The 19,771-nt window shown below is 63.6% G+C and carries 27 protein-coding genes and 1 tRNA gene; 18 read left to right on the top strand and 10 right to left on the bottom strand.

The window, feature by feature from the left end:
- The first annotated feature begins 90 nt into the window (after positions 1–90).
- Complete coding sequence (locus J0J06_RS07615) at positions 91–480, top strand: hypothetical protein (protein ID WP_294040699.1); 390 nt, start codon at positions 91–93, stop codon at positions 478–480.
- On the opposite strand, the gene J0J06_RS07610 is transcribed toward J0J06_RS07615, so the two are convergent.
- From J0J06_RS07610 to J0J06_RS07595, 4 genes are all read right to left on the bottom strand, one after another.
- Positions 473–676 carry a hypothetical protein gene (locus J0J06_RS07610; protein WP_294040698.1) on the bottom strand — a complete coding sequence of 68 codons (204 nt, stop codon included), beginning with the start codon at positions 674–676 and terminating at the stop codon, positions 473–475. The two genes, J0J06_RS07615 and J0J06_RS07610, sit on opposite strands and share 8 nt — an antisense overlap.
- Positions 676–1,581, bottom strand: a complete 906-nt coding sequence (locus J0J06_RS07605) for an IS1595 family transposase (protein WP_294040869.1) — start codon at positions 1,579–1,581, stop codon at positions 676–678. Before J0J06_RS07605 ends, J0J06_RS07610 begins: the two co-directional genes overlap by 1 nt.
- Before the next feature lie 215 nt (positions 1,582–1,796).
- Complete coding sequence (locus J0J06_RS07600) at positions 1,797–2,276, bottom strand: hypothetical protein (protein ID WP_294040697.1); 480 nt, start codon at positions 2,274–2,276, stop codon at positions 1,797–1,799.
- An 89-nt stretch (positions 2,277–2,365) separates the two neighbouring features.
- Positions 2,366–2,442: transfer RNA gene (locus J0J06_RS07595), tRNA-Arg, on the bottom strand.
- Positions 2,443–2,500: 58 nt separating this feature from the next.
- On the opposite strand from J0J06_RS07595, the gene J0J06_RS07590 reads away from it, so the two are divergent.
- Positions 2,501–3,241, top strand: coding sequence for a queuosine precursor transporter (locus J0J06_RS07590; RefSeq protein WP_294040696.1), 741 nt, complete (start codon positions 2,501–2,503; stop codon positions 3,239–3,241).
- Here the strand turns inward: J0J06_RS07590 and J0J06_RS07585 are convergent.
- The 4 genes from J0J06_RS07585 to purS form a co-directional block, all read right to left on the bottom strand.
- Positions 3,238–3,687: a PIN domain-containing protein gene (locus tag J0J06_RS07585; protein WP_294040695.1), complete on the bottom strand. Its 450-nt coding sequence runs from the start codon at positions 3,685–3,687 to the stop codon at positions 3,238–3,240. The genes J0J06_RS07590 and J0J06_RS07585 overlap by 4 nt on opposite strands.
- A complete protein-coding gene (locus tag J0J06_RS07580; protein WP_294040694.1) occupies positions 3,684–3,947 on the bottom strand; it encodes a hypothetical protein in 264 nt (87 codons plus the stop codon). Before J0J06_RS07580 ends, J0J06_RS07585 begins: the two co-directional genes overlap by 4 nt.
- A 35-nt stretch (positions 3,948–3,982) precedes the next feature.
- Positions 3,983–4,651 carry a phosphoribosylformylglycinamidine synthase subunit PurQ gene (gene purQ / locus J0J06_RS07575; RefSeq protein ID WP_294040693.1) on the bottom strand — a complete coding sequence of 223 codons (669 nt, stop codon included), beginning with the start codon at positions 4,649–4,651 and terminating at the stop codon, positions 3,983–3,985.
- 126 nt (positions 4,652–4,777) lie between these two features.
- Positions 4,778–5,005, bottom strand: a complete 228-nt coding sequence (gene purS / locus J0J06_RS07570) for a phosphoribosylformylglycinamidine synthase subunit PurS (RefSeq protein WP_294040692.1) — start codon at positions 5,003–5,005, stop codon at positions 4,778–4,780.
- Positions 5,006–5,129: 124 nt separating this feature from the next.
- Here purS and J0J06_RS07565 point away from each other — a divergent pair, with 124 nt between their 5' ends.
- The 15 genes from J0J06_RS07565 to J0J06_RS07495 all read left to right on the top strand — a co-directional run bounded on the left by J0J06_RS07565 (position 5,130) and on the right by J0J06_RS07495 (position 17,451).
- Positions 5,130–5,810, top strand: coding sequence for a ferritin-like domain-containing protein (locus J0J06_RS07565; protein ID WP_294040691.1), 681 nt, complete (start codon positions 5,130–5,132; stop codon positions 5,808–5,810).
- A gap of 29 nt (positions 5,811–5,839) precedes the next feature.
- The gene (locus J0J06_RS07560; protein WP_294040690.1) at positions 5,840–6,409 is read left to right on the top strand and encodes a hypothetical protein; all 570 of its coding nucleotides are present in this window, start codon (positions 5,840–5,842) and stop codon (positions 6,407–6,409) included.
- A 92-nt stretch (positions 6,410–6,501) separates the two neighbouring features.
- Positions 6,502–7,938 (top strand): 3-isopropylmalate dehydratase large subunit, encoded by a 1,437-nt coding sequence (gene leuC / locus J0J06_RS07555; RefSeq protein WP_294040689.1) that lies wholly within the window; start codon positions 6,502–6,504, stop codon positions 7,936–7,938.
- Between the two features lie 216 nt (positions 7,939–8,154).
- Entirely contained in the window at positions 8,155–8,766 is a 612-nt protein-coding gene (leuD, locus tag J0J06_RS07550) for a 3-isopropylmalate dehydratase small subunit (protein WP_294040868.1), read from the top strand.
- Positions 8,747–9,748 carry an NADPH:quinone oxidoreductase family protein gene (locus J0J06_RS07545; protein WP_294040688.1) on the top strand — a complete coding sequence of 334 codons (1,002 nt, stop codon included), beginning with the start codon at positions 8,747–8,749 and terminating at the stop codon, positions 9,746–9,748. The genes leuD and J0J06_RS07545 overlap by 20 nt, the downstream gene beginning before the upstream one ends.
- 145 nt (positions 9,749–9,893) lie before the next feature.
- A complete protein-coding gene (locus J0J06_RS07540; protein WP_294040687.1) occupies positions 9,894–10,217 on the top strand; it encodes a DUF1476 domain-containing protein in 324 nt (107 codons plus the stop codon).
- A 1-nt stretch (position 10,218) separates the two neighbouring features.
- Positions 10,219–10,449 (top strand): BolA family transcriptional regulator, encoded by a 231-nt coding sequence (locus tag J0J06_RS07535; protein WP_294040686.1) that lies wholly within the window; start codon positions 10,219–10,221, stop codon positions 10,447–10,449.
- A gap of 27 nt (positions 10,450–10,476) precedes the next feature.
- Complete coding sequence (gene grxD / locus J0J06_RS07530) at positions 10,477–10,806, top strand: Grx4 family monothiol glutaredoxin (protein ID WP_294040685.1); 330 nt, start codon at positions 10,477–10,479, stop codon at positions 10,804–10,806.
- Positions 10,807–10,827: 21 nt separating this feature from the next.
- Positions 10,828–12,117 (top strand): glycosyltransferase, encoded by a 1,290-nt coding sequence (locus J0J06_RS07525; RefSeq protein WP_294040684.1) that lies wholly within the window; start codon positions 10,828–10,830, stop codon positions 12,115–12,117.
- Between the two features lie 279 nt (positions 12,118–12,396).
- Complete coding sequence (locus tag J0J06_RS07520; RefSeq protein ID WP_294040683.1) at positions 12,397–12,765, top strand: BlaI/MecI/CopY family transcriptional regulator; 369 nt, start codon at positions 12,397–12,399, stop codon at positions 12,763–12,765.
- Positions 12,762–14,312 (top strand): M56 family metallopeptidase, encoded by a 1,551-nt coding sequence (locus J0J06_RS07515; protein ID WP_294040682.1) that lies wholly within the window; start codon positions 12,762–12,764, stop codon positions 14,310–14,312. The genes J0J06_RS07520 and J0J06_RS07515 overlap by 4 nt, the downstream gene beginning before the upstream one ends.
- A 99-nt stretch (positions 14,313–14,411) precedes the next feature.
- Complete coding sequence (locus J0J06_RS07510) at positions 14,412–15,281, top strand: MBL fold metallo-hydrolase (protein ID WP_294040681.1); 870 nt, start codon at positions 14,412–14,414, stop codon at positions 15,279–15,281.
- A gap of 40 nt (positions 15,282–15,321) precedes the next feature.
- Positions 15,322–16,110 carry a hypothetical protein gene (locus tag J0J06_RS07505; protein ID WP_294040680.1) on the top strand — a complete coding sequence of 263 codons (789 nt, stop codon included), beginning with the start codon at positions 15,322–15,324 and terminating at the stop codon, positions 16,108–16,110.
- 39 nt (positions 16,111–16,149) lie between these two features.
- Positions 16,150–17,148 (top strand): quinolinate synthase NadA, encoded by a 999-nt coding sequence (nadA, locus tag J0J06_RS07500; RefSeq protein ID WP_294040679.1) that lies wholly within the window; start codon positions 16,150–16,152, stop codon positions 17,146–17,148.
- A gap of 81 nt (positions 17,149–17,229) precedes the next feature.
- Positions 17,230–17,451: a hypothetical protein gene (locus tag J0J06_RS07495; protein WP_294040678.1), complete on the top strand. Its 222-nt coding sequence runs from the start codon at positions 17,230–17,232 to the stop codon at positions 17,449–17,451.
- Positions 17,452–17,488: 37 nt separating this feature from the next.
- Here J0J06_RS07495 and J0J06_RS07490 read toward each other — a convergent pair whose 3' ends face one another.
- Positions 17,489–18,244 (bottom strand): polyphosphate kinase 2, encoded by a 756-nt coding sequence (locus J0J06_RS07490; RefSeq protein WP_294040677.1) that lies wholly within the window; start codon positions 18,242–18,244, stop codon positions 17,489–17,491.
- A 91-nt stretch (positions 18,245–18,335) separates the two neighbouring features.
- Positions 18,336–18,857, bottom strand: a complete 522-nt coding sequence (locus J0J06_RS07485; protein WP_294040676.1) for a DUF1697 domain-containing protein — start codon at positions 18,855–18,857, stop codon at positions 18,336–18,338.
- Positions 18,858–18,910: 53 nt separating this feature from the next.
- On the opposite strand from J0J06_RS07485, the gene nadC reads away from it, so the two are divergent.
- On the top strand, positions 18,911–19,768 hold the full coding sequence (nadC, locus tag J0J06_RS07480) for a carboxylating nicotinate-nucleotide diphosphorylase (RefSeq protein WP_294040675.1): 858 nt from the start codon (positions 18,911–18,913) through the stop codon (positions 19,766–19,768).
- The last annotated feature ends 3 nt before the right edge of the window (positions 19,769–19,771 follow it).

Here is a 19,771-nt window from a genome sequence, read left to right as displayed (position 1 = left end):
CAGGCTCTGCCGAATAAGCGGGGCGTGCTTACCCGTGTTCGCGCGTGACTAACCGTCCCGGCACCAGCCGGGCGAACGCGGGATCACATCGTGAGCAATCGAGCGCAGGGCGGCGCAGGCAGCGCCATGTTGGGTCTACTCATGCTGCTGGGGATCGGTAGCTGTATGTTTGGCGGCTCAGGCAAAAGCGACGATCAATCGGAAGCCGCTCAACCGATCAACATTAAAGACGCGCAATTCTTGGCTGGCGATCCCGGCCTTCAAAAGGCGCACGACCTTGATAGCTCGGGCAACGGGTTTCGCGAGATCATCTCGACCAAGGATAGCGGGTGTTGGGAGACCGTTAGCGTCTCGCGCGTGTCGGGCCATCACTATCAGGTCATTTGTTCTCGCGGCCAGACGAACGGTAAGGTCAACTTTTCAAAATACGAGGTCGACACTGATAGCGGCCTCGTGATGCGGGACGATGCCGCTAACTGACTTCGACCACGCACTGTATCCGGGACGTGGCGATCAGCATCCCGCTTAAAACGCCGTCGCTGTCAGGCTGTGTCATTCGACCTTCGATAAAACGTTGCCGCGATACCAACCCGGCCAGTTCGGCCATGGTGGATGCGACGACATCTAGCTCGACTGGTTGGGCGCTGCCGATCAGGTGGAAACGAAAGGTGCTCATCACGCGGCAGCTTTCCGTCGTTGCCAATACCCCTTCCACCGCCGTGATACGCCGCCGCGCGTCATCAAATGCGCCAGCGCGTCGAACTTCTGCAAATCGCTCTGTCGTCGAGTGTCCTCGCGCCACGAAATCTCGTTGACGTAGGCGCTGAAATATTCGCCAGCGAAGCGGTGGAAGATCCCCTTCTCTGCGCGATCTAGTCTAGCGAAGTACGACTCCGCCCAGTTAGTCGAGGCGTTCCCGTCTGCGAACTGCTTGTCGTGATTGACCCTGAGAACGTGATATTGGGAACGTAACCGGTTGTAGGCCGGGTGGTAGTCCGAAACGATAATGCTACCGGGCTCAATGACCTCCGGTGCAAGTCGTGCCGCCTCTGTCTCGCTGCAAATGAATGCCCTGCTTCGACCGCCACGCTCGCGCATGATGCAGACGCATTTTCGCTTCTCAGAGTAGCGCGTGGCGCGCCTATCGATGCGGTCGCCCTGATTGTTGAACGGCCGCACGTAGCCGCCGTTATAGCCACCATCGATTTCGACAATGCCACGCAACTTGTGCCGATGCTGTTCGATGCCAACTTGCTCCCGAATCTTATGCAGAAGAACGAACGCCGTTTTGTAACCCACCTCAAGCTGATGACTCAGCCGAATGGCCGGCAGACCTTTTGGCTCCTTTGCGAAAAGAGCGATTGCGATGAGGATGTCGCGATAGCTGAGCTTACGGCTCGCGAAGGGCGTATCGGTCGTTGGCGAGAAATGGCGCTGACAGCCTTTGTTGGCGCACTTCCATTTGCGCCGCGTGGAGATGAAATAAAGATCTTGAGAGTTGCAACGTTCGCAGAACGGCTTGCCGCCGTTGTGGACGAAGCGCAGCGCCACATATTTCGAGAATGCCTCTTCGTCGGACAGGCGCGTGATGCCCTTTACGCTCAGCTCACGCGCCTGTTTCGAGAGAAGAAAATGCTGCGACTTAGCCTCCGTTGCCTTAGTGCAGCAGAGGAAAAATGCAGATTTTTAGGGTCGGTCAACAACTCCTTTTCTCAGATTGGTATTGGTGACCGTCCAACAATTTAGCGAACTAACTCGCGTCTTTTCTCAGATAGTTTTTCGGCTCCAAACTCGATTCAACGAATCACCCACCATTTCTGCGGCCAAGCGCCATTCGATTCGATCAGGTCACCCTTGTGTTTCGTGAGATAGGCAGCGAGCGAGTTGGTGCATTTGTCCAACAGGTCTCGCTCATAATCGGCGACACCGATGTTCGCGAGCATCGTCCTAACAATGTCGCGACAGGTCATCGGCTCGGTCGCTTCACGCAGCACATCAAGCGCCATCGGTCCGGCCTCGCCGAGCGGGAAAGGAGACTGAAATGCGTGCTTCTTCTTCGGCTTGACGCGAGAACAGTTCCACGACGGGTCGTCTTCACGAAGTAGCGTCTCGATCGCGTGGATGAGTTCTTCCAGCCGAGTGATGCGAGTTTGTAGACTCGGCAGGTCGGCAGCAGCCTCGGTCGCACCCTTCGCGAGCCGGCGTTTTTCGTTGAGTTCGGAGAGGTAGGTGCTGATCCTGCGCTCCAGATGAGCGCGACCGTTGCTAATGCCCATGTGATGTCCCTTTCGGTCGGTTTGACCAGAAAGAAACGCAGATTCAAAGGTTTGGAGTCCGGTGCAATTGCGCCATAATACCGGGTGATTGGCGCGCCCGGCAGGACTCGAACCTGCAACTCCAAGCTTAGAAGGCTCGTGCTCTATCCAGTTGAACTACGGGCGCGTCGCGAAGCCGCCTAGCGCGGATTGCGCGAGGAAGGAACGCCGATCATAACGCCCGAATGACCGAGGGGGATCACAGATTGCGCGCGGTGACCGCGAATACGGTGCGCGAGTTCCGCTACTACGACTTCGTGATGGCGGCGTTCGTCGCGATCCTGTTGCTGTCGAACGTGATCGGCGCGGGGAAGGTCGCGCAAGTTTGGTTGCCGGGGTACGGATACTGGCCGTTCGGGGCGGGCATCCTGTTCTTCCCGATCAGCTATGTGATCGGCGACGTTCTGACCGAGGTTTATGGATACGCGCGGGCGCGGCGCGTGATCTGGGCGGGGTTCGGCGCGGTTCTGTTCATGGCGCTGATGAGCTGGGTCGTCGTAGCGCTGCCGCCCGCGCCGGATTGGACCAACCAGAAGGCATATGAGACGATCTTCGGCCAGGTGCCGCGCATCGTGTTCGCCAGTTGCTGCGCGTTCTGGGCGGGCGAGTTCGTCAATTCGTTCGTGCTGGCGAAGATGAAGATCTGGAGCGCCGGCAAGCATTTGTGGATGCGCACGATCGGATCGACCATCGCGGGGGAGGGCGTCGACAGCCTGATCTTCTATCCGCTGGCGTTCTGGAGCGCGGAGGGGTTCACCCACGCGCTGGTGATCAAGTTGCTGTTCACGCAATGGGCGCTGAAGGTGGCGTGGGAAGTGCTCCTGACGCCGGTGACATATCTGGTGGTGGGCGGGCTGAAGCGAACCGAGGGCGTCGATGTGTTCGATGACGGCACAGATTTTTCGCCATTCCGGGCGAAGGTTTAGTCTTCTTGCAATACTTCGCCAAGCAGAGAAGCGTTATCGTCATTGAACGGATTCAGCACCGTCATGCCGTTGATCGACAGTCCGTCCTGCAGGTCTTCTGACAAAAAATAGACGGCTTGTTTGGAAGCCGCCGCTTGCCAAATGACGCTATCCCAAAACTGGAGCTTGTGCCGGATCGCGAAGTCTCCCCCGGCCACCACATGATCGTGTGTCGTCGCGATTGGCGGAAACAGCACGGTCCAGCGGCGCGCTTGATCGAGGGCGGCCGCAAAGTGCTCCGAATATTTGCGCCGGATGACTGCGAGAAATTCGGCAAGCGCCTGGGCCGTCAGCACCATGTCGAGCATCGAAGCGCGGATCATTATATCGACCGCGACTACATGTTTGTCCGGCGTGCCCGCATCCAGCGCATATACCAAAACATTGGAATCGACGGTGAATCTCATATCTCGGCATCGTCGTATTTGTCGGCGGCTTTGACGCGACCTATGCCCAAATTGATTCCCCGACGGAGAAACGTAGCCGAGTCCTTGTGCGCTCGCCGCCAAGCTTCGCTTTGTTCGCGCATATGGGGGCGCATCTCAGCGACGACCCGGCCATTTTTCATGATTTCCAATGTCTCCCCGGCCTCGACACGAGCGATCGCCTTGGAAATGTTGGCATTCAATTCTCTTACGGTCACCGTCGACAATTGAACCTCCGCCATCTAAGTTGCAACTGTAGCAACATTGGATGCGAAGGTCAAGCCCCGACCAGTTCCATCAATCCCTCGAACAGCCGCCGCCCGTCGTCGCCGCCATGCGCGGCTTCGATCTTGCGTTCGGGGTGGGGCATCATGCCGAGCACGTTGCCGGCCGCGTTGAGCACGCCCGCAATCTGTCGTGCCGAGCCGTTGACGTTGCCAGTATAGCGGAACGCGACGCGGCCTTCGCCCTCGAGCCGGTCGAGCGTCTCCGGGTCGGCGGTGAAGTTGCCGTCATGGTGCGCGACCGGGATGTGGATCTTCTCGCCCGCGGCATAGCGGCTGGTGAAGGCGGACTGCGCGTTTTCGACGGACAGCTCGACGTCGCGGCACACGAAGTTCAGCCCGGCGTTACGCATCAGGGCGCCGGGCAGCAGGCCGGTTTCGGTCAGCACCTGGAACCCGTTGCACACGCCTAGCACCGGCACGCCGCGCTCGGCCGCTTCCATAACCGCGCGCATCACCGGCGACCGCGCCGCCATCGCGCCGGAGCGGAGATAGTCGCCGTAGGAAAAGCCGCCAGGAAGCGCGATCAGGTCGCATCCCGCGGGTAATTCGGTCTCCGCATGCCACAGCATCACGGGCTTCCGCCCCGTCACCGCCGCGATCGCCACCGCCAGGTCGCGGTCGCAGTTCGATCCGGGGAAGACGATAACGGCAGCGGTCATCGATGATCCCTTTCGATATCAATTGCGCTCCGGAGAAGGCCGGAGCGTTGGCGACCCGGTCTTGCCTCTCCAACGCTCCGGCCTTCGCCGGAGCACGGAGAAATGGGAAGGGCGCAAGCCATCACTCTATCGTTCGATCCGGTAATTCTCGATGACCGTATTGGCGATCAGCTTGCGGCACATGCCGTCCAGGTCGTCGTCGCTGGTGCCGTCGGCCACATCCATCTCGATCACCTTGCCGGCGCGGACGTCGTTGATGCCGCCGAACCCCAGGCCCTCGAGCGACTTGTGGATCGCCTTGCCCTGCGGGTCGAGTACGCCGGGCTTGAGGGTGACGACGATGCGGACCTTCATGGCGGCGTATCCTGATCGGTGGGAGTGAACTCGGCGCCCCTATGGCGGCACCAACGATTCGCCGCAAGGCTCGCCGCCGATCCTCCTGATTGTCGGCGGGCGTGGCGAGGAGTAGCACTGCCCGATGTTCGTCGCGTTCCGCCGCCGTTACCTCGATGTCCTGGCATCGATCTACATCTACAACGAACATCGCGGTTATACCTCGATCGACCGCGTGCTGGAGGCGGTTCGGGTGCGCTGCCCCGACGACCATGTGTTCATCGCCGCGATCGAGAAGCACCGCGCCGACGAGCGCAAGCATTACACGATGTTCCGGCGCTGGTTCGAACTGCAGGGCAAGATGCCGCTCAAGGTCGATCGCGCGCTCGGCCATATCGACCGCTTCGTCGAGATCGTGTTTCGCGTGACGATCGACGATCTCGATACGCAGCAGGTGATCGATTCGCCCGACATGTTCGAACGGTTGTGCCGAGTCATCATGCTGACCGAGATGCGCGGGATGTGGCAGGTCGAGAAACTGCTTAAGTCGCCGCTGATCAAGCACGACCCCGTGATGATGCGCATCTTCCGAATCGTCGAGAAGGACGAGCCGAGCCACTGGATGCCGTATCGCGACTGGCTGGCCCGCACGGGCCGGCGGCAGGCGAAGTGGACTGAGCGGCTGACCGATTTCTGGATTCACCGCGAATTGCTGTTCCTCAAGATCCCGGTTCTGTTCCTCAACCCGTGGCTGCCGCGCCGTACCGATTGGGCCGACGCGCTGGAAAATGAGCCGGCGCCGCGGCCGCTTTCCGCCGCGGCCTGACACCGCTACACCGTCCCCCGGGGGGCGGCATGAGTGTTTTCGAATATTTCTTGATCCTGTTTTCGGTTGTGCTGTCGCTGGCGCTGACGCAGTTGATCAGCGGCGTCGGCGAACTGGTCCGTGCGCGGCCAACCGTGCGGTGGACGATCGGCTATGCGTTGTGGCTGACGATCGGCCTTTCGCTGATCCTCGACCTGTGGACGAGCCTCTGGCTGGTCCGGACCGTGCCGAAATGGAGCCTGGCGACCTTGGTCTTCCTGCTGCTGCAGGCGTCGGCGATCTTCCTCTATATCCTCTGGCTGGTGCCGAAACCCGGTCATCAGGAGAATGTCGATCTAGGCGAGCACGCCTTGGAGGAGCGCCATCTCTATCTGGCCGCGCTGACGGGATATGTGATCGCCGGCGTGATCACGAATTTCACGGTCCTGCCGAAAGAGGCGCTGATGGACTGGGCATCCTATGCCATCCTGCCGCCGTCGCTCGTGCTCATCGCGATCGCCTGGCTGGCGGGCAATCGCTGGGTGCAGCTGCTTATCCCGGCCGCGATCCAGAGCTTGATGATCACCTATTTCATCCTCTATTTTCCGACGATCGGCTGACGCCTGCACCGCTAACGCGGCTGGCCGCTTGAGCGCGCAACAAAATTCCTTTGTCGCTTGCGATCGAGCAACAAGCGAGTAGGGCGCTCAGCATGAGTCGCCCGAAGACCCTGTACGAAAAGATCTGGGATGCGCACGTCGTCGAGCGGCGCGACGACGGGACGTGCCTGATCTATATCGACCGGCACCTGGTCCACGAAGTGACCAGTCCGCAGGCCTTCGAGGGGCTGCGCGCCGCCGGGCGCGGGGTGCGGCGGCCTGATCTGACGCTGGCGGTGCCTGACCACAATCTGCCGACCAGCCCGCGTGTGGATGCGGCGGGCAACCCGATACCGATCGCCGATCCGGAGAGCGCGAATCAACTCGAGGCGCTGCGCCGCAATGTTGCGGAATTCGGCGTGCCCTATATCGATGCGCTCGCCGAGGCGCAGGGGATCGTCCACGTCGTCGGGCCGGAGCAGGGCTTCACGCTGCCGGGCACCACGCTGGTCTGCGGCGACAGCCATACCTCGGCGCACGGCGCGCTGGGGGCGCTGGCGTTCGGCATCGGCACCAGCGAGGTCGAGCATGTGCTCGCCACGCAAACGCTGTTGCTTCAGCAATCCAAGACGATGGAAATCCGCGTCGAGGGCGCGCTTGGGTTCGGCGTGTCGGCCAAGGATGTCGTACTGGCGATCATCGGCAAGATCGGCGCGGCGGGCGGGACTGGCTATGTCGTCGAATATACCGGCGACACGATTCGCGACCTGTCGATCGAGGGAAGGCTGACCGTCGCCAACATGTCGATCGAGGGCGGCGCGCGCGCGGGCCTGATCGCGCCGGACGACAAGACGTTCGACTATCTCAAGGGCCGCCCGATGGCGCCGACGGGGGATTTGTGGGAGCAGGCTGTCGCGTGGTGGCGCACGCTGCCTGCCGACCCGGAAGCGCGCTATGACCGTGTAGTCACGCTATCGGCGAGCGACATCGCGCCGTCGCTGACCTGGGGCACCAGCCCGGAGGACGTCGTGCCGATCACCGGCATCGTGCCCGACCCGGAAAGCTTCGAGGATGCGTCGAAGCGCGTCGCGGCGCAGAAATCGCTGGACTATATGGGCCTGACCGCGGGCACCGCGATGCAGGACGTGGCCATCGACTATATCTTCATCGGCAGTTGCACGAATAGCCGGATCGAGGATCTGCGCGCCGCCGCCTCGGTCGCGGACGGCCGCCACGTCGCCGACGGCGTGCGCGCGCTGGTCGTGCCGGGTTCGGGCATCGTCAAGCGCCAGGCCGAGGCCGAAGGGCTCGACCGCATCTTCCTGTCCGCCGGATTCGAATGGCGCGAACCCGGATGCTCGATGTGCCTGGCAATGAACCCGGATAAAGTACCGTCTGGCGCACGGTGCGCTTCCACCTCGAATCGGAATTTCGTAGGACGACAGGGGCCGGGCGCGCGGACACATTTGGTTTCCCCGGCAATGGCGGCGGCCGCGGCGGTCACGGGACGACTGACCGACGTCCGCGACTTGATGGGGGGTCGGCGATGAAGCGCGTACTCATTCTGCTGGTGGCGGGGTCAATTCTGAGCGGCGTGGCTGCCTATGCGGCGATGGCGCGACCCGCGCCTGCGGAAAAGCCGACCAAGTGACGCCGATGGTTGGACGCGTGGCCGTGCTCCGGCGAAGGCCGGAGCGTTGGCAGCAATGGTCTTCGATTTCCCGCGCTTTGGCCTTCGCCGGAGCACAAGCTGCGTGGGTCAGCCGATGACGCCGGTCCGCCGGGTTGAGGGGCGCGCTTACCCCTGGGGCGCCAAGAACGTCGATACCGACGTCATCATTCCCGCACATTGGCTCAAGACGATCTCGCGGGAGGGGCTGGGCAAGGGCGCGTTCGAGACGGTCCGTGAGCAGCCCGGCAACATCTTCGACGATGAGCGTTATGCCGGTTCGCCGATCCTGATCGCGGGCGACAATTTCGGGTGCGGGTCGAGCCGCGAACATGCCGCCTGGGCGCTCAAGGATCTCGGCATCACCGCAATCATCGCGCCGAGCTATTCGGACATCTTTTCGGGCAATGCGGTCAAGAACGGGATCGTACCCGTCGTTCTGCCACAGCACGCGATCGATCGGCTCGTCGAGGTCGCGAAGACCGACGAGGTGAGCGTCGATCTGGAGACGATGACCGTCACCACCCCCTTTCAGGACCGCTTCGAATTCACGCTCGACCCGTTTCGCCGCACGTGCCTGATGGAAGGGCTGGACGAAGTCGGTCTGACGCTGGCAAGGGATACCGCGATTTCGAAATACGAATCCGCGGTCGCCGCCGAGCGCCCGTGGCTCAGGCGGGAGAGTGTGCATGCGGGGGTTGCTGTCTAAGGCGCCTGGGGGTCCCGAAACAATGGTGATGGACGAACTTCCGGACCCGGTTGCGGGGCCGGGCCAGGTCGTCGTCGCGGTCAAGGCGTGCAGCATCAACTATCCCGATGTCCTGATCATCGAGGATAAGTATCAGTTCAAACCGCCGCGCCCGTTCGCACCGGGCAGCGAGATGGCGGGCGTAGTCGAAAGCGTCGGCGAAGGGGTGACCGAGTTCAAGCCGGGCGACCGCGTGCTCGGCACGACCGGGTCGGGCGGGCTGGTCGAGAAGATCGCGGTCCCGGCATCGAGCCTTTTCCCGTTGCCCGACGGGCGTAGCTTCGAAGAAGGTGCGTCGCTGATCCTGACCTATGGCACGACGATCCATGCGCTGCTCGACCGCGGGCATTTGAAGGAGGGGCACAACATGCTCGTCCTGGGCGCGGCGGGCGGCGTGGGGCTCGCGGCGATCGAACTGGGCAAGGCGTTTGGCGCGCGGGTCGTGGCGGCGGTCTCGTCGGAGGAAAAGGCGGCGGCGTGCCGCGAGGCGGGGGCGGACGAGACGATCGTCTATGGCCGCGCGCCGTTCGACAAGGACCAATCCAAGGCGCTTGCCGAGCAATTCAAGGCGGCGGGCGGCAAGCAGGGTTATGACGTGATCTACGATCCGGTCGGCGGCGACTATGCCGAACCGGCGCTGCGGTCGATCGGCTGGGAAGGTCGCTATCTGGTGGTCGGTTTCCCTGCGGGCATCCCGAAATTGCCGCTCAACCTGACGCTGCTCAAGAGCTGCGACGTGTGCGGCGTGTTCTGGGGCGCGTTCGCGGCGCGCGATCCGCAGGCCAACCGCGCGCATATCGACCGGCTGTTCCGGCTATGGAAGGACGGCAGGATCGCCCCGCGCGTCACCGAAACCTTCGCGTTCGCGGACGGCGGCAAGGCGATCGCCAAGATGGCGGCACGCGGCGCGATCGGAAAGCTGGTGGTTAAGGTCGCGGATTGACGCGTGGTTGCTCCGGTGCAGGCCGGAGCGATAGTCGCTGCCTTTGCAGTAACCGGCAAGGTTCCGGCCTTTGCCTGAACACGCCTTGGCATACCGCCATGCGCACCCTATCTCCCAAGCCGTAACAAACGGCCAGGGAGCAGTAATGACCACCTTCGACGACCGCGAGCGCGCTTTCGAGACCAAGTTCGCGCACGACGAGGAAATGGCGTTCCGCGTGACGGCGCGGCGCAACAAGCTGCTCGGGCAATGGGCCGCGGGGCTGATGAACCTCACGCCCGAGGAAACCGAAGCCTATTCGCGCGCCGTAATTCAGGCGGAGTTCGAGGAAGCCGGAGACGAGGATGTCGTGCGCAAGCTGCTCGGCGATCTGACTGCGGCGGGGGTCGACGCCGACGACGCGATGGTCCGCAAGGCGATCGAGGAACAGGCGGTCGAAGCACGCCGCCAGTTGCTGGAATCGAAATAACATGCCGATGGCGGCCGCCGACATCGAAGCGCTGATCGTGGCCGGCATTCCCGACGCCAGGGTCGAGATAACCGATCTGGCAGGCGACGGTGACCATTATGCCGCGCGCGTGATCAGCGCATCTTTTGCGGGGGTGCCGCGCGTTCGGCAGCATCAGGCGGTTTACAATGCGCTTGGCGGGCGCATGGGCGGTGTGCTGCACGCCCTGCAACTTACGACCTCTGCCGAATAGGCGCGACGGAATGAAGGATTGAATTCGATGACCGACCAGACCCAGGAACGCATCGCTGGCCTCGTCAACGGCGCCGACGTGCTGCTGTTCATGAAGGGCAGCCCGCTATTCCCGCAATGCGGGTTTTCGAGCCGGGCGGTCGCGATCCTCAACCATCTTGGCGTCGAATTCGACAGCGTTGACGTGCTGCAGGATCAGGAGGTTCGCCAAGGGATCAAGGCGTTCAGCGACTGGCCGACCATCCCGCAACTCTATGTAAAAGGCGAGTTTGTCGGCGGGTCCGACATAATGATGGAAATGTACGAGAGTGGCGAGCTGGCGCAACTCTTTGCAGACCAAGGCGTTACGCCAGCGTAACAGATAAACAGGGAGAGCATTGTGCTCCTCAATGGCGATTTTCCGCGGCGGCCGGGCACGGCCGGCCCGCTGATCCTGTGCGACCTCACGCAAAGCTACGCGCCGTCGGGCGGAGGCGGGATCAGCACGTACCTGCGCGAGAAGCGGGATTATGTCCTGACGCACACGCCGCACCACCTGCTCCAGATCGTGCCGGGGCCGGAGGACAAGATCACCGTCAACGGCCGCCACATCTTCGCGGAGGTCGGCGCCGACCCGGTGCGTGGCAGCCCCAATTACCGCTTCATCCTGCGCACCCGCGTGGTTCGCGACATACTGGCCAAATATCGCCCGGACGTGATCGAATCCCTGTGCCCTTGGGTGCTGCCCTGGACCGCGATCAACCACCGCAAGACGTTCCCGGAGACTACGCTGATCGCCGGGTACCGCACCGATTTCCCCAACGCGCATGTCTATCGCGTCGGCCAGGCGAAGTTTGGCGAAACGACCGCGCGCGCGCTGCAATGGCTGAGCTACGGCTATGCCGAGATTACGTATCGCGAGTTCGACTGGGTCTATACGCTCAGCGAGGATGCGCGAGAGGCGCTCGGGCGGCGCAGGATCACGCGGACCGACGTGCTGCCGCTGGGTGTCGACATCGACATGTTCGCGCCGGCCAAGCGCGACGCGGCATATCGGCGGGAACTGGGGCTGCCGGGCGACGGTCCGCTGCTGGTCTATGCTGGACGCGTCGATAACGAGAAGCGGGCCGACCGCCTGATCGACATGTTCAAGAAATTGCCGGCCGACATGGGCGCGGCGATGGTGATGATCGGCGACGGCAAGCTGATGGGGCGCCTTCAGGCCGAAGCCGTGGGGCTGCCGGTCGCTTTCCCGGGTTTCGAGAAAGACCGCGCCGAACTCGCCCGCGCACTCGCCTCTTCGGACATCTATGTGTCGGCGATGGCTGACGAGACGTTCGGCATTTCGGTGCTCGAGGCGCAGGCCAGCGGGTTGCCGGTGGTCGGCGTCGCGTCAGGCGCGATGCCCGATCGCGTACCGTCGGGGCTGGGACTGCTAGGCCCAGTCGACGACACGACGGCAATGGCGAATAATGTCGTCAAGTTGTGGCGCGCCGACCATGATGCGATCGGTGCGGCCGCGCGGGCGTATGTCGAGGCCAATTTCAGTTGGCGGCGGACGTTCGAACATTTGCTCGGCAATATCTATCCCCGGGCGATGGCACATGCCGCCGCGCGGGCCAATGCGGGTGCGGGATGGCGTTTTCCGGGCGTGCCGCACGACGAAAGAATCGCCGTCGCCGCCGAATAGTCTGTTGGTGAGACCCGGGTGAGGGTGGACCGGCGCGAGATCGGGGGGAGCGCCGGTCCACCCCTGCTGAAGCGGGAAACCGCTCGGGCACGCGTTACATTGCAGAGCGCGTGCCAAGTCGGACGGAGGCAGGATTTCTGCCACGTTCGATGGTTAACGCTCCAACGCGGTTCGACGTACTTGTAAAATTTGCCGACTATTGCGCGACCCAGTTCCAACCTAGCTTGACCACAATAGTAATCAATGCGATTACAGGCGTAGTCATAGCAGGAGCGAGTCGTGGCCGAACGTATCAGCGATGCCGAACACACCGTCATGGAGGTGCTGTGGGAGCAAAGCCCGCTCAGCGCCCAGGACGTTGCCGAACGCGTGCCGCGTGAGCGCGACTGGAGCGCGAACACTGTCAAGACCTTGCTCGGCCGCCTGCTCGCCAAGAACGCGATCGCGCATGAGGAGGATGGGCGCCGATACCTCTATCGCCCTATCGTCGCGCGGGAGGATTATGTCGCGGGTGAATCGCAGCGGCTGATCGACCGGCTGTTCGGCGGCAAGCTGACGCCGCTCGTCGCGCATCTCGCCGAACGCGACCAGTTGACCGACCAGGACATCGCCGAGATCGAGGCGCTGCTGAAGGATCTGAAGTCGTGATCGGCTGGATGATCGAGGCACTGATCGCCTCCACCGTGCTGATGGCGATCGTGCTCGTCATCCGCGGCCCCGTGCGCCGGAGTTTCGGTCCCGGCATCGCCTATGCGCTATGGGCGTTGCCGGCGATCCGGCTGGTCCTGCCGCCGCTCCCGCAATTGCCGGCGTGGCGGAGCGCGGCAACGGCCGCTACGGCGGCGGCCCCCGATTTGACCCAGACGCTGACGGTTTACGTGATCGAGCCGCTCGGAGGCTCGGCCGCTGCGCCCGCATCCCTGTTTTCCTCGCTCGGCTTACCCTTGGCCGTGCTGTGGGGTGTCGGCGCGGCGGCGTTTCTGTGCTGGCACACGGTCAGCCATTGGCGCTTCTGCCAGCGAATGATCGCCGGGAGCACTCTCGCCGAGCGCGCCGGGGCGATCGACGTGATCGAGACCGAGGCGGCGTCGGGGCCGCTCGCGTTCGGCATCTTCCGCCGCTACGTTGCTTTCCCGCGCGATTTCTCCGAGCGCTACGATGCCGACGAGCGCGAACTCGCGCTGGCGCATGAGATCGGCCACCATCAGCGCGGCGACCTCTTCGCCAACTGGATCGCGCTTGGCGTGCTCGCGCTGCACTGGTTCAACCCGATCGCGTGGCGTGCCTTCCGCGCGTACCGCAGCGACCAGGAAATGGCCAACGACGCTCGTGTGCTCGCTGGGCGATCGCCGATCGACCGCCACACCTATGCCTGCGCCATCGTCAAGGCGGCGCATGGCGGCGCAGTGTCGGCGGCCTGCCACCTTCACACGATAAATGACCTGAAAGGACGATTGAGGATGCTTACCACCGGACCGCGGTCGCGGACTCGCCTGGCGCTAGGCGGTACGGCCGTCGCTGCGCTGATGATCGTCGGACTGGCGGGCACCGCCAGCGGCACCGCCGCTGCCGCCAGCGTGCGCGCCGGCGTCGAGAAGGCGACCGGCATCGACATCTCGAAGCTCGACGCGCGGATCGGCGCCAAGCTGCAGAGTGCGCCGCCGGCACCGCCCGCTATGCCCGAGGGTAGCGAATTGCCGGCACCCCCTAAAGCCGCCTCGCCGCCGTCCGCGCCCGAAGCGCCGACACGCGTCAAGAAGATCAAGATCGTCAAGATCGACAAGGACGGCAACACGATCAGCGAGGATATCAAGGATATCCCCGACGTCCCGGACATGCCCGAACTGGCGAACATACCCGAGCTCAAGAACATACCAGACGTCCGCTCGCGCCGGTGCGGTGGCGGCAACGGCAAGCGCGAGAGCATGGTCATCGACAAGTCGCGCGGCGACAAGAAGATCATGATCATCTGCACCGACCGTATCGAGCGGCTCGCCTCGATCAGCGCGGACAATGCGGTCAAGAGCAGGGATATCCAGCGCATGGCCTATGATCGCGCGCTGAAGGGTCTGCGCAGCGCCCGCGCCAGCATTGCCGGCAACGTCGACATGCCGGCCGACGCGCGCCGCGAAGCGCTCGAGGGGATCGACGAATCGATCCGTGATATGGAATCGGACCGCGCCGAGCGCGATTGATCGAACGAGCCGGAGGGAGGGGGCGAGGGGTGGTGCCGGTCACGCGCCACCCCGAACCCGTTCCTTGCCAAACCGCCGCCCGCTCGGCATCAGCCGGATATGGATGAACAACAACCCGGCGTCCCGCAGGTCCTGGAACCGCTGGTGACGCGGGTGTTGGCGAACAATCCGTCGCCGTTCACGCACACCGGTACGCAGACGCATCTGGTCGGGACCACCGATCTAGCGGTGATCGACCCTGGCCCGGACAATCCTGATCATATCAACGCACTGATCGCCGCGATCGCCGGTCGCCCGGTGACCGCGATCGTCATCACCCACACCCACCGCGACCACAGTCCAGGAGCCGTCCCGCTCAAGGGCGCAACCGCCGCGCCGATCGTCGGATGTGCGCCGCTCGCGCTCGACGATCTAGGCCCGCGCGCCGATGCGAGCTTCGACAAGGATTATGCGCCCGATCGCGTGCTGGTGGAGGGGGAGAGCGTGTCAGGCGAAGGGTGGACGCTGACCGCGCTCTCGACGCCCGGCCACACCAGCAACCATCTGGCGTTCGCCCTGCCCGAGGCTCAAGAAGGTTTCGGGGCGCTGTTCACCGGCGACCATGTGATGGGATGGTCGACCACGATCGTCTCGCCACCCGATGGCGACATGGCGGCATATTTGAACAGCCTGGCGAAGCTGCAGGGCCGCGAAGACCGGATCTATTATCCGGCGCACGGTGACCCGGTCGACCGGCCGCAGCGGCTGGTCCGTGGGTTGATCGGCCACCGGAAACAGCGCGAGGGGCAGATCGTCCGGCTGCTCGCGACCGGCCCGCAGACCGTCCCTGCGATGGTCGAGAAGATGTACGCCGGGATCGATCCGCGCTTGTTCCCTGCAGCCGAACGATCGGTCCTGGCGCACCTGATCGACTTGCAGGCGCGCGGGTTGGTTGCCGAACAGGACGACGGCTGGCGCCCCGCGCCCTGAAATGATATTCGCTCGCCCGGGATTTTCCGGGGGGAACATCATGGCGACACTGGCCGCACCGCATATCGCGCCGACGCGCGACGACAATTTCTTCTTGGTGATGGCGTTTGTGATGGCGGCGACCATCGTTGCCGGCTTCTCGCTTCAACTCGCGATGGGTCGGTCCAGCTTCGGCGCGCCGCCCCTGGTTCACGCACATGCCCTCGTCTTCATGGGCTGGATGGTGCTCTACGTCCTGCAGAACATTTTCATCACTCGCGGGTCGATGGCGTTGCATCGTACCTTGGGCTGGATCGGCGCGGGGTGGATGGTGCTGATGGTCGTGCTCGGCTGCGCGGTGACGGTGGCGATGGTGCGCGCGGGCCACGTGCCGTTCTTCTTTCGGCCGGTCCAGTTCCTGGTCTTCGACCCGGTGACCGTCTTTACATTTGCCGGACTGACGATCGCCGCGATCGTGATGCGGCGGCGCACCGAATGGCATCGGCGGCTGCATTACTGCGGGATGGCGATGCTGCTCGATCCGGCATTGGGGCGGCTGCTGCCAGTCCCTTTGCTGGTGCCCTGGGCATGGGAAGCGACGTTCGCCGTCGTTATGATCTTCCCGATAATCGGTGTGGTCGCCGATTATCGCCGCGCCGGCGTGGTGCATCCGGCGTGGGGCCGCGGCATTGCGGTGATGATCGCGGCTTTCATCGTGACCGAAGCGGTGACCTACAGTCCCGTCGGCACCGCGCTCTACAATTCGGTCACCGCCGGATCGCCGGGCGCCGACGTGCCGCCGTTCGATTTTCCGCCACCGCCGACTGGTCCGCTGGTTACGGGGCGCTAGCCGCTTGATCGCGGCGCGCCACGGGGCCATGTCCGTGCCATGGAACAGCATCCGCACCTGAAGGGCCTCGACCTCCGCGCCGAAATCGACCGTTTGCGGCGTGAGCGCAACGCGGTGATCCTGGCGCATTACTATCAGAAGCCCGAAATCCAGGACCTGGCCGATTTCGTCGGTGACAGTCTCGATCTGTCGAAAAAGGCGCAGGCGACCGATGCCGAGGTGATTGCATTCTGCGGCGTCAAGTTCATGGCGGAGACCGCCAAGATACTGTCGCCCGACAAGGTCGTGGTGCTGCCAGACCTCAACGCCGGGTGTTCGCTTGAGGACAGTTGCCCCCCCGACCAGTTCGCCGCGTTCCGCGCGCAGCATCCCGATGCGATCGCCCTGACCTACATCAACTGCTCGACCGAGGTGAAGGCGCTCAGCGACATCATCGTCACCAGCTCCTCAGCGGAAAAGATTCTGAGCCAGATCCCGAAGGACCAGAAAATCATCTTCGGCCCGGACAAGAATCTGGGCGGCTATCTGGCGCGCAAGACCGGGCGCGACATGCTGCTGTGGCCGGGCGTGTGCATCGTGCACGAGGCGTTCAGCGAGACCGAATTGCTCAAGCTCAGGGCGCAGCACCCCGGCGCGCCGATCGCCGCGCACCCCGAATGCCCGCCCTATATCCTCGACCATGCCGATTATGTCGGGTCGACCAGCGGCATCCTGAAGTTCGCGGGGGAGATGGCGGGCGACACGCTGATCGTCGCGACCGAACCGCACATCATCCACCAGATGGAAAAGGCCGCGCCCGACAAGCATTTCATCGGCGCGCCGGGCGCGGACGGCAACTGCAACTGCAACATCTGCCCCTATATGGCGCTCAACACGATGGAGAAACTCTACATCGCGCTGCGCGACCTCGAGCCGCGGATCGAGATCGAGGAAAGCCTGCGGCTGAAGGCGAAAAAGAGCCTCGACGCGATGCTCGCGATGGCGAGCGGAACGGTGGGGATGGGGGATTTGGGGTCGGTCCGGGTGACGGGGGATTGAGAGATTAGGCCGATTTGGACCGTTGTCATTGCGTACTATGTGATCACTGCCACCTTCCTTGAGTAACTTCAGGAGGTGGAAATGACTAAAGTAAAAGGAATTCGCGCAGCCGAAACCGGAGAACTGTATTTCCAGTTCACCGATAGGCCAGAAACGTTCGCGACGGATGCCAATTCGTCACATGCTGCTCTCGGCATTCTTGCATTCAGTAGAGATGCTGAAATTACGTTAGAAACCAGCCCTGCGACGGGGCCGGGCAATTATCATCGTATCACCGGCATTTATATCGGCAGATGGGGCTGACATGCGTTCTTGGAGGCGGTTGGCGAAGAAGCTTGAGCTACTTCTCCAACCGCCCATCCTCCACCGCCTTCGCTTCGAACGGGAACAACACCTCCGCGTCCGGCACCTCGACCGTCTTCGCCACCTCGTTGGGGGCCAGCGTGCGGAGGATGTGGCGGATCGTGGCCTTGTGCGCCTTCTTCTTGTGGTCGGCGCGCACGCAGACCCAGGGGGCGACCGCGCTCGACGTGGCGATCAGCATTGTGTTGCGCGCCTTGGAGTAATCGTCCCACTTGTCCTGCGCGACGGCATCCAAGGGCGAGCGTTTCAGGGCCTTGAGTGGATTAGTCGCGCGATCGTCGAGCCGTTCCCTCTGCTCGGCGTTGGTGATGTCGAGCCATAGCTTCACGAGCTTGATCCCGCTTTCGACCAGCATCCGTTCGAAATCGGGCACGTCCTTCAGGAACTGCGCCTGCTCCTCCACTGTCGAGAAGCCATTGACCACCTCCACCCCGGCGCGGTTGTACCAGCTGCGGTTGAAGATCACGAGTTCGCCCGCGGCGGGCAAGTGCGCGATATAGCGCTGGAAATACCATTGCGTCTTTTCGCGGTCGTTCGGCTTGGGCAGCGCGACGATCCGGGTCGAGCGCGCCGACAGATGCTCGGTCAGCGCCGCGATCGTGCTGTCCTTGCCCGCGCCGTCGCGCCCTTCGACGACGACGATCGTCCGCGTGCCGTCCTGCATATGGGCGAGCTGCATCTGCACCAGCCCGCGCTGGAGCTCGTCGCCGCCATCCTTCTTGTCCTTGCCCATGTCGGTCCTCCGTTTCCCCAAGTCTCCGCTATTCGCCGCCACGCGGCAATGGGTCAGGGTGTCCCGCAGCGAGGCGGACCGATGCTCGGATTCAGCCGCCCAACGCCGCCGCCATCGCCGCGAGCTTGACGACGGTGTTCATGTTGCGACCGGTGCCGGCCTTGGCGGCCGGGACGATGAGCTTCGAATCCGCCATGCCGTGATCGGTGTAGCGCACGTAGATTTCGCGCGCGCCGAGCGCGATCTCCTCGCCATCGACGTTCCTGGCTTCGTCGGCGGTGTGCTGCGGCGGCGTGTCGTCGAGGAAGATCGTGACGACGCGGTTGCCGGGCGAGTCGGGGAAGGGATTCGCCTTCGCCACCGCCGCCATTTCCGCCGCGGTCCGCACCATCACGCCGACCGGCTTGCCCGCATAATCCTGCATCGCCTTTTCGAGCGTCGCCTTGACCGTCGCCTCGTCCTTTCCGCTGGTGAAGACGACGTTGCCGCTCGCGATATAGGTCTTCACCTTCGCGAACCCGGCCTTCTCGCACATCGCGGTCAGCTCGGTCATCGGCAGTTTGCCGGTGCCGCCGACATTCACGGCGCGGAGCAGGGCGGCATAGGCGGTCATGATCGGCTCCTTCGGGGTGGTCGCTCGGCGCCGATCATGGCAGAGGCCGCACCATGACGGAAACCGCTTTCGACATTCCCGGCTTCGACATCGACGCCTTCGTTCGCGCCACCTTCGCCGAGGATATGGGGGAAGGGGGTGACATTACCTCTGCCGCCGTCATCCCCGCCGACGCGCGCTTTGCCGGCGTGATGGACAGCCGCGATGCGATCGTCGTCGCCGGGCTGCCGATCGCGGCGGCGTTCTTCCGCGCGCTCGATGCGGGTGTGGAGATCGAGATCCTTGCGGCGGATGGCGATCCGGCGGCGGCGGGCAGCGACCTTATGCGGCTTACGGGGAACGCCCGCGCGATGCTGACGGCCGAACGATCGGCGCTCAACACCGTCCAGCATCTCTCGGGCATCGCGACGATGACGCGCGCCTATGTCGATCGGATCGCCGGGACCGGCGCGACCCTGCTCGACACGCGCAAGACGATCCCCGGGCTGCGTCTGCTCGAAAAATATGCGACGCGGATGGGCGGCGCGACCAACCATCGCATGGGATTGTGGGATGCGGCGATGATCAAGGACAATCACGTCGCGGTTGCCGGATCGGTCGGCGAGGCGGTGCGACGCGCGAAGGACGCGGGCATTGCGCGGATCATCGTAGAGGTCGATCGCGTCGACCAGATAGAGTCCGCGCTGGCGGCGGGGGCAACTCACCTGCTGCTCGACAATATGGACGTGCCGACCCTGCGCGGCGCAGTGACTCTGGTCGGCGGCCGCGTGCCGACCGAGGCGTCCGGCGGGGTGCGGCTCGACACGATCCGCGCGATCGCCGAAACCGGCGTCACCTATATCAGCGTCGGGCGGCTTACCCAGTCGGCCCCGGCCGCCGACATCGGGCTGGATTTCGTCCTAAGAGACTGACAA

Source organism: Sphingomonas sp. (assembly GCF_017304615.1).
GTDB lineage: Bacteria > Pseudomonadota > Alphaproteobacteria > Sphingomonadales > Sphingomonadaceae > Sphingomonas.
This window is presented reverse-complemented; position numbering and strand designations above follow the sequence as displayed.

Bases quoted from the DNA above. Each gene is read 5' to 3' on its own strand.
- J0J06_RS07610 (WP_294040698.1), bottom strand. From the start codon at position 676: ATGAGCACCTTTCGTTTCCACCTGATCGGCAGCGCCCAACCAGTCGAG.
- J0J06_RS07600 (WP_294040697.1), bottom strand. From the start codon at position 2,276: ATGGGCATTAGCAACGGTCGCGCTCATCTGGAGCGCAGGATCAGCACC.
- J0J06_RS07590 (WP_294040696.1), top strand. From the start codon at position 2,501: ATGACCGAGGGGGATCACAGATTGCGCGCGGTGACCGCGAATACGGTG.
- J0J06_RS07585 (WP_294040695.1), bottom strand. From the start codon at position 3,687: ATGAGATTCACCGTCGATTCCAATGTTTTGGTATATGCGCTGGATGCG.
- J0J06_RS07580 (WP_294040694.1), bottom strand. From the start codon at position 3,947: ATGGCGGAGGTTCAATTGTCGACGGTGACCGTAAGAGAATTGAATGCC.
- purQ (WP_294040693.1), bottom strand. From the start codon at position 4,651: ATGACCGCTGCCGTTATCGTCTTCCCCGGATCGAACTGCGACCGCGAC.
- purS (WP_294040692.1), bottom strand. From the start codon at position 5,005: ATGAAGGTCCGCATCGTCGTCACCCTCAAGCCCGGCGTACTCGACCCG.
- J0J06_RS07565 (WP_294040691.1), top strand. From the start codon at position 5,130: ATGTTCGTCGCGTTCCGCCGCCGTTACCTCGATGTCCTGGCATCGATC.
- J0J06_RS07560 (WP_294040690.1), top strand. From the start codon at position 5,840: ATGAGTGTTTTCGAATATTTCTTGATCCTGTTTTCGGTTGTGCTGTCG.
- leuC (WP_294040689.1), top strand. From the start codon at position 6,502: ATGAGTCGCCCGAAGACCCTGTACGAAAAGATCTGGGATGCGCACGTC.
- leuD (WP_294040868.1), top strand. From the start codon at position 8,155: ATGACGCCGGTCCGCCGGGTTGAGGGGCGCGCTTACCCCTGGGGCGCC.
- J0J06_RS07545 (WP_294040688.1), top strand. From the start codon at position 8,747: ATGCGGGGGTTGCTGTCTAAGGCGCCTGGGGGTCCCGAAACAATGGTG.
- J0J06_RS07540 (WP_294040687.1), top strand. From the start codon at position 9,894: ATGACCACCTTCGACGACCGCGAGCGCGCTTTCGAGACCAAGTTCGCG.
- J0J06_RS07535 (WP_294040686.1), top strand. From the start codon at position 10,219: ATGCCGATGGCGGCCGCCGACATCGAAGCGCTGATCGTGGCCGGCATT.
- grxD (WP_294040685.1), top strand. From the start codon at position 10,477: ATGACCGACCAGACCCAGGAACGCATCGCTGGCCTCGTCAACGGCGCC.
- J0J06_RS07510 (WP_294040681.1), top strand. From the start codon at position 14,412: ATGGATGAACAACAACCCGGCGTCCCGCAGGTCCTGGAACCGCTGGTG.
- J0J06_RS07505 (WP_294040680.1), top strand. From the start codon at position 15,322: ATGGCGACACTGGCCGCACCGCATATCGCGCCGACGCGCGACGACAAT.
- nadA (WP_294040679.1), top strand. From the start codon at position 16,150: ATGGAACAGCATCCGCACCTGAAGGGCCTCGACCTCCGCGCCGAAATC.
- J0J06_RS07495 (WP_294040678.1), top strand. From the start codon at position 17,230: ATGACTAAAGTAAAAGGAATTCGCGCAGCCGAAACCGGAGAACTGTAT.
- J0J06_RS07490 (WP_294040677.1), bottom strand. From the start codon at position 18,244: ATGGGCAAGGACAAGAAGGATGGCGGCGACGAGCTCCAGCGCGGGCTG.
- J0J06_RS07485 (WP_294040676.1), bottom strand. From the start codon at position 18,857: ATGACCGCCTATGCCGCCCTGCTCCGCGCCGTGAATGTCGGCGGCACC.
- nadC (WP_294040675.1), top strand. From the start codon at position 18,911: ATGACGGAAACCGCTTTCGACATTCCCGGCTTCGACATCGACGCCTTC.